Source organism: Herbaspirillum sp. B65 (genome assembly GCF_000333555.1).
Lineage (GTDB): Bacteria > Pseudomonadota > Gammaproteobacteria > Burkholderiales > Burkholderiaceae_D > Herbaspirillum > Herbaspirillum rubrisubalbicans.
In genome coordinates this window covers 1-6,721 of the sequence record NZ_BADI01000281.1, presented here as the reverse complement: position 1 = coordinate 6,721, position 6,721 = coordinate 1, and the positions used below count along the sequence as shown (strand labels likewise).

7 protein-coding genes are annotated in these 6,721 nt (G+C 64.0%); 2 read left to right on the top strand and 5 right to left on the bottom strand.

From position 1 onward, the window contains the following. Together I5W_RS07385 and mgrA are read left to right on the top strand one after the other, a co-directional pair. A partial coding sequence (locus tag I5W_RS07385; protein WP_044528746.1) for a sensor histidine kinase occupies positions 1-559 on the top strand: 559 nt, incomplete at its 5' end. A 154-nt stretch (positions 560-713) separates the two neighbouring features. Further along, positions 714-1,748, top strand: a complete 1,035-nt coding sequence (gene mgrA, locus I5W_RS07380; protein WP_017449987.1) for an L-glyceraldehyde 3-phosphate reductase — start codon at positions 714-716, stop codon at positions 1,746-1,748. A gap of 63 nt (positions 1,749-1,811) precedes the next feature. Here mgrA and I5W_RS07375 read toward each other — a convergent pair whose 3' ends face one another. From I5W_RS07375 to I5W_RS07355, 5 genes are all read right to left on the bottom strand, one after another. Beyond that, on the bottom strand, positions 1,812-2,276 hold the full coding sequence (locus tag I5W_RS07375; protein ID WP_044528745.1) for a YbaN family protein: 465 nt from the start codon (positions 2,274-2,276) through the stop codon (positions 1,812-1,814). Between the two features lie 6 nt (positions 2,277-2,282). After that, complete coding sequence (locus tag I5W_RS07370; protein ID WP_044528744.1) at positions 2,283-2,873, bottom strand: biliverdin-producing heme oxygenase; 591 nt, start codon at positions 2,871-2,873, stop codon at positions 2,283-2,285. A gap of 203 nt (positions 2,874-3,076) precedes the next feature. Next, positions 3,077-4,873, bottom strand: a complete 1,797-nt coding sequence (locus tag I5W_RS07365; RefSeq protein ID WP_044528743.1) for a methyl-accepting chemotaxis protein — start codon at positions 4,871-4,873, stop codon at positions 3,077-3,079. Between the two features lie 292 nt (positions 4,874-5,165). Next, a complete protein-coding gene (locus tag I5W_RS07360) occupies positions 5,166-5,852 on the bottom strand; it encodes a GntR family transcriptional regulator (protein WP_044528742.1) in 687 nt (228 codons plus the stop codon). 105 nt (positions 5,853-5,957) lie between these two features. Continuing rightward, the coding region (locus I5W_RS07355) for a cation:dicarboxylate symporter family transporter (protein WP_044528741.1) at positions 5,958-6,721 on the bottom strand (764 nt) is incomplete at its 5' end.

Genomic DNA, 6,721 nt, shown 5'->3' with positions numbered 1-6,721 from the left:
CGAACTGATGGATGACGATGCCATGCGCACCGATTTCCATGACGACCTCGATGAGCTGGACATGATGGTCAAGGGCGCCCTGCAATCGGTCAAGGATAGCGACATCCACGAGAACCGTACCGAAGTACGGCTCGATGCACTGGTGTTGCGCATGATCCGCGATGCCCGCCTGGGCGGTCACGAAATCGCCTTCACGCCGTCCGGCATCAATGTCATGGCCAAGCCACTGGCCCTCAAACGCGCCATCGGCAACCTGTTCGACAATGCGCTCTACTATGGCCAGAAAGTGGAACTCAGCATCCGTCCCTCGGCTGGGGCCGAAGGCGACCTGGTGGAAATCGAGATCCGCGACCATGGTCCGGGCGTGCCCGAAGACGCCATGCACACCCTGTTCCAACCCTATGTGCGGCTGGAACATGGACGCGCCAGCAATAGCGGCGGCATGGGGCTGGGCCTGGGCATCTCGCGCAACATCGTGCAGGCGCATGGCGGCGAGCTGCTGTTGCGCAATCATCCCGAGGGTGGCTTGATCGCCACCATCATCCTGCCGGCACGGTAGCTGAACCATGGGAACAGTAAGGGCGATGGCGCGGTCAGATCGATCCATCGCATTGAATCAGCGACAGGAGCATAGACTTCTGCACGGCACTCAGGAAGTGGCAGTCTGGTAGTCCCCTCATTCTTTCCCGCAGAACATTTCTCCAAGGAGAACCATGAGCTATATCGCCGAACCCTCCCGCTACGATGGCCGCATGAGCTACCGTCGCACTGGCCGCAGCGGCCTCTTGCTGCCCGCCATTTCATTGGGCCTGTGGCAGAACTTCGGTGGCGTCGACAACTTCGAAACTGGTCGCGCCATCTTGCGCCGCGCCTTCGATCGTGGCGTCACCCACTTCGACCTGGCCAACAACTATGGCCCGCCCGCCGGCTCGGCCGAAGACAACTTTGGCCGCTGGATGGCCAAGGATTTTCTGCCCTACCGTGATGAGCTGGTCATCTCCAGCAAGGCTGGCTGGCAGATGTGGCCCGGTCCCTATGGCGGCCCCAGCGGCGCGCGCAAGCATCTGATCGCCAGTTGCGAACAGAGCTTGAAGCGCATGGGCCTGGACTATGTGGATATCTTCTATTCGCACCGCGTCGATCCCGACACCCCGCTGGAAGAAACCATGGGCGCGCTGGCCCACCTGCACCGCCAGGGCAAGGCGCTCTACGTCGGCATTTCTTCCTACTCGCCCGAGCTGACGCGCCAGGCAGCCGCCATCCTCAAGAGCGAAGGCGTGCCGTTGCTGATCCACCAGCCCAACTATTCCATGCTCAATCGCGCCATCGAAGGCGGCCTGCTGCCTGCGCTGGAAGAACTGGGTGTGGGTTGCATCGGCTTCTCGCCGCTGGCGCAAGGCTTGTTGACGTCCAAATACCTGGGCGGCGTGCCCGAGGGGGCGCGTGTCACTCGCGCCCCGTCGCTGCCGCAACGGATGCTCTCGGAAGAGAACCTGGCGCGCATCCGCGCCCTGAACGAGATCGCCCAGCAGCGTGGCCAGAGCCTGGCGCAGATGGCCATTGCCTGGGTGCTGCGCGATGCCCGCGTGACCTCGGCACTGATCGGTGCGCGCACCGTGGAGCAACTCGACGATGCGCTCGATGCCCTCAAGAAACCGGACTTCAGCGCCGATGAGCTGGCCCGCATCGACCGTCATGCCACCGATGGCGATGTCGATCTGTGGAAGGTGTCGTCCTCCATCACCTGATGGGCTGATCCTGTGATGCCGGGCCGGTACCGTGGTGAGCGGTACCGGCCCGTTTCCTGTCTTTCATTTCTCTTGCTCGGTGGCGCTGCCGGGCAGCGCATTGTCACCCTCGATGCGTTCCGGCCGCGACCACATCCAGGCCGCACCCACCGCCATGCCCAGCGTGGCCAGCACGATCACCCAGTGGCGCTTGACGGTGAAGAGCATGATCACCAGGCACAGGCTCATCATCAGCGAAGCACTGATCTTGGCGCGTCGCGCCACCACCTGGCCGTGGCGCCAGTTGTGGATCATCGGGCCGAACAGGCGATGCTGCTCCAGCCAGCGTTGCAGGCGGGGCGAGCCACGACTGGCAGCCCAGGCCGAGAGCAGCACGAACTCGGTGGTGGGAATGCCGGGGATGAAGAGCGCCACGATGCCGATGCCCAGGCTCACATAGGCCAGCAGCAGCCACAACCAGCGCGTGCGCAGCGGCGCCAGTTGGCTACCAGGCAGGGGCGAATGCGGATCCGGCGACGGACTGTCCATGCCGCCTCAAGCCAGCGCGAAGTGCCGCCGCAACAGCAAGCCGAAGCGCGCGAATGCAGCGGTGGCGCCCGCTACCACGGCCGCCTGCTGCTGTGCCGACAGCCCCGGCGCATCGAGAAAGCCGACGAAGCGGCGCCACACCAGCGCGCGTCCTTCCGGGTAGGCCGCCAGGTTGCGTGCGCCGAACTCTTCACTCAAGCCCAGCTTGGCCTTGACTTCCTTCAACAGAAACGCCGCGCCCAGGGTCGATCCTTCCGAGACATACAGCCAGCCCAGGGCTTCGGGCAGCTGGACCGTGGCGGTGGCAATGGCCAGCTCGCCCGGTTCTGCATCGAGGTCGGCCAGGTCGGCCAGGGCGGCGGCTTCGCGGCCGCGCACCTGCAGGTCGGGCACGGCCGCCTGCAGGGCGGGGTCGTCGAAGAGATGCTGCACATCGCGCTGGAAGTGATACTGCGCCGCCACGAAACGGGCATAGTGCGCTCGGCTGGCAAAGGGCTGGGCGCTTTCCATCAAGGCGTGCATCTGTTCGTGCAGGGCGGCGGTTTCGGTCTTGAGGCGGGCCGACAGCAGGGCGGCTTGGGGGGTGACAGGATTCATGGATGATCAGGACGGGTCAAAGGGTCCGCCATGAAAAATTCGGAAAGCGCAGGCGACATCGTCTTGCGCTGTTCCGGCCAGGCTGCATCGGGCAGGCGGCACATGGGCGGAGCGGCTGGCAGACCCGGCCTTAGAGGTCGGTTGCGGCTGACTGCGTCGGCCATTCTAACGCAAACGGCCAGGCCCGTTTGCGCGGCCTGGCCCTACATCTTGAAGCCGCCGACCAGCACCGACAGGCGGTGCGCCTCATCCTGCAAGGATTTGGCTGCGGCCGCGGCCTGTTCGACCAGTGCCGCATTCTGTTGCGTGCCTTCGTCGATATGGGTGATGGCCAGATTCACTTCCTGGATGCCGCCATTCTGCTCGCCGCTGGCGTGGGCGATTTCGCTGACGATCACGCTCACGTCGCGGATGCTGGAGACGATCTGTTCCATGGTCTGGCCGGCCTCGGCCACCAGCACGCCGCCATCGGCCACCTTGGATACCGAGGTGTCGATGAGCACCTTGATTTCCTTGGCGGCCTGCGCGCTGCGCTGGGCCAGCGAGCGCACTTCGGATGCCACCACCGCGAAGCCGCGCCCTTGTTCGCCGGCACGGGCCGCTTCCACGGCGGCGTTCAAGGCCAGGATATTGGTCTGGAAGGCGATGCCGTCGATCACCGTGATGATGTCGGCGATCTGGCGCGAGGAAGCATTGATGGCTTCCATGGTCGAGACCACGTTGCCCACCACTTCACCACCCTTGGCCGCGATCTGCGAGGCGTTGCCGGCCAGCTCGTTGGCGCGGCGGGCGTTTTCCGAGTTCTGTTGTACGGTCGAGGTCAGCTGTTCCATGGCCGAGGCGGTTTCTTCCAACGCACCGGCCTGTTGCTCGGTACGTGCCGACAGATCCTGGTTGCCGGTGGCGATCTCGGTGGAGGAAATCTTGACGGTATCGCTGCTGCGGCGCACGTCCTGCAGGATGCCGGTGATCTGGTTGACGAACTGGTTGAAGGAGCGCGAGATCTGCGTCACTTCATCCTGGCCATCCTCGGCCAGGCGCAAGGTCAGGTCGCCATTGCCGGAGGACAGGTTGTCCATGGCACGGCGCACACGCGAGAGGCGCTGGAACACCGCCGTGGTGATCAGGCTCATGATGCCCGCGGCCACTAGCGCCACCAGTACCAGGGCGATCAGCGCCGAGCGGGTGGCATCGCGCATCCCGGCGGTGACGTCGGCCTTGTCCATGGCCAGCACCAGGGTCCATTCAGTGCCCTTGATGGGCAGGCCCTTGACCAGCTTGGTGGCGCCATCGAGCATCATGGCGCTGACCTTGTCGTCGCTGCCCAGGCTTTGCACGCGTTCCGGGGTGAGTTCGGCATTCCATTCCTTGGCCGGCTTGTTGACCCATTGGCCGTCCGGGTGGGCCAGCATCAGGCCGTCGCGGTCGACCAGGAAGGCAAAGCTGGCCGGGGTCGGGTGGATGGAGCGCACCACGTCAGACACCCCGTCCAGGAACATGGCTGCCGCCACCACGCCCACCCGTTGGCCGTTCTGCAGCACTGGCGCGGTGAAGGACACCATCGGTTTCTTGGTGGCCACATCGGTGTAGGGCTTGGTCAGCACCGGCTTGCCGGCGGCCACCGCCTGCTTGTACCAGGGCCGCGCGGTCGGATCGTAGCCTGCCGGCAAGCCTTCGGCGGCTGACGTGAAGGCTGCCTTGTCTTCCTTGCCCAAGGTGGTGACGTAGAAGCCGCCGCTCTTTTGCAACATCTTGATGACGAATACCGGATCGGCCGCCAGCACGCCCTCGGCAGCGGCCACCGTCATGGCGCTCCTGGCTGCCACCCATTCATTGATGGTCGAGCCGTAACCGCTGGCTACGGCCTGGGCATTGCGCTCGATGGCGCGGTCATTGTCGCTCTTGATGATGATGAAGGAGAGCGTTCCCACCACCGCCAGGCTGGCGATGAGCAGGGTGATCGTATAGAACAGGATGCGGGCTTTGATCGATTTGAGCATGTGGAGTCCCTGATTGGTATCGCTGGGCGATCCAGTCCTGTTGGTATGAAGGGTATGCGGACCGGTGCATGAGTGTGGCCCCCGTTGGCACTGGCGAAACGCTGGAATACAGCGGGATTTCACCGTCTAATGCGGGCTTGTCTGGACACTGTCGTCGCGCCCGGCCGGCGGGTTCAGAAAACTAAGAATGCAAGCCAGCTTGCCTCCCGCAAAGCCTTGCAGGAAGCAGCTTGGAAAGACTGTTCATATATTTTTACTAAGTTTTACGGGATGCGGGAGGAATGTGACTGTTTCATGACAATAGTTCGCGTAACAGATCCTTGCGCGGCCCCGACTTGGGTTCGAAGGCCAGCGCCTGTTCCACATGCAGCAGGTGATGCTCCATCAGTTGCACCGCGCGCTCGGTATCGCCGGCGCGGGCGGCGGCGATGAAGGCGCGGTGTTCGTCGCTGGAACAGGCGGCGTCGCGGGTGGACTGGTACAGCATGGTGATGAGGGCGCTGCGCCCGGCCAGCTTTTCGAGGATGTCGGTGAGCACCTCATTGCCCACGATGCGCGCCAGCAAGATGTGGAAGTCACTCAACAGCGAAGAGCGCACCTGCATGTTGTCTTCCTTGACGGCCTGGGCTTCCTGTTCCAGGTGAGCGTCCAGCCGGGCATAGTCCTCGGCGGTGGCGCAGGCCACGAACTGGCGCACCATGGCCGCTTCCAGCGTGCGACGCACGAAGAAGATGTTGCGGGTTTCTTCCACCGTGGGCTTGCTGACGAAGGCCCCCTTGTCGGGGATCAGGTCCACCAGTTTGTCCTTGGCCAGCATCACCAGGGCGGCGCGGATCTTGGTACGGCTGACCTGGTACACCCGCGCCAGTGCTTCTTCGGGCAACTTGGCGCCGGGCGGCAGGCGTTGCGCGGCGATATTGGCCGCGATGTCACTGGCGATGGCGTCGGAACTGTCGGGCGCGGGAGCGGAATCGGTCATGGCTACAGGCTACGGATAGGTCGAAAAGCCGCACGGGGCGGCGCTCCATTGTAACCAGTGCAATGCAGCGCAGCCATCCCGTTTGCCATCGACAAGGTGGTCGCTTCAGGCCTGGGCCGGCTTGCCGACTACGCCCAGCAGGTCGATGGCCGGGGTTTCATCGACCAGCGGGGCGACGTTTTCGCCATTGAGCACGGCGCGGGCACGAACCTTGTCGATATCCTTTTCCCAGCTGGCGATAACCACCGTGGCCACGCAATTGCCCAGCAGGTTGCCCAAGGCGCGGGCAATGCCGATGAACCAGTCGATGGACAGCACCAGCACCAGGCCCACCACCGGAATGGCGGGGATGGTGGTCAGCGTGGCTGCCAGGATCACGATGGCCGAGCCCGGCACGCCGTGCGCGCCCTTGGAGGTCACCAGGGCAATGGCCAGGATCGCCGCCAGGTCGCCCATGGACAGATGGGTATTGGTGGCCTGGGCGATGAACAGCGCGGCCATGGTCAGGTAGATCGAGAAGGCATCCAGGTTGAAGGAATAGCCGGTGGGGATCACCAGGCCGACCGTGGATTTCTTGATGCCCATGTGTTCGAGCTTGCGCATGATCTGCGGCAGCACGCTATCGGAGGAAGTGGTGGCCAGCACCACCACCAGCTCTTCGCGCAGGTAGCCGATCAGCTTGAAGATGGACAGCCCGCTGGCGCGCAGGATGCCGCCCAGCACCACCAGCACGAAGAAGACCACCGCGCCATAGAACAGCAGCACCAGCAGCGCCAGTTGCTTCAACGAACCGATGCCGTATTTGCCGACCGTGAAGGCAATCGCGCCCAGCACGCCCAAGGGAGCCAAGCGGATGAAGAAGGACATGC

What these genes read in the sequence shown, in the direction of transcription:
- mgrA (WP_017449987.1), top strand. Translation starts at nt 714, where the DNA reads ATGAGCTATATCGCCGAACCCTCCCGCTACGATGGCCGCATGAGCTAC.
- I5W_RS07375 (WP_044528745.1), bottom strand. Translation starts at nt 2,276, where the DNA reads ATGGACAGTCCGTCGCCGGATCCGCATTCGCCCCTGCCTGGTAGCCAA.
- I5W_RS07370 (WP_044528744.1), bottom strand. Translation starts at nt 2,873, where the DNA reads ATGAATCCTGTCACCCCCCAAGCCGCCCTGCTGTCGGCCCGCCTCAAG.
- I5W_RS07365 (WP_044528743.1), bottom strand. Translation starts at nt 4,873, where the DNA reads ATGCTCAAATCGATCAAAGCCCGCATCCTGTTCTATACGATCACCCTG.
- I5W_RS07360 (WP_044528742.1), bottom strand. Translation starts at nt 5,852, where the DNA reads ATGACCGATTCCGCTCCCGCGCCCGACAGTTCCGACGCCATCGCCAGT.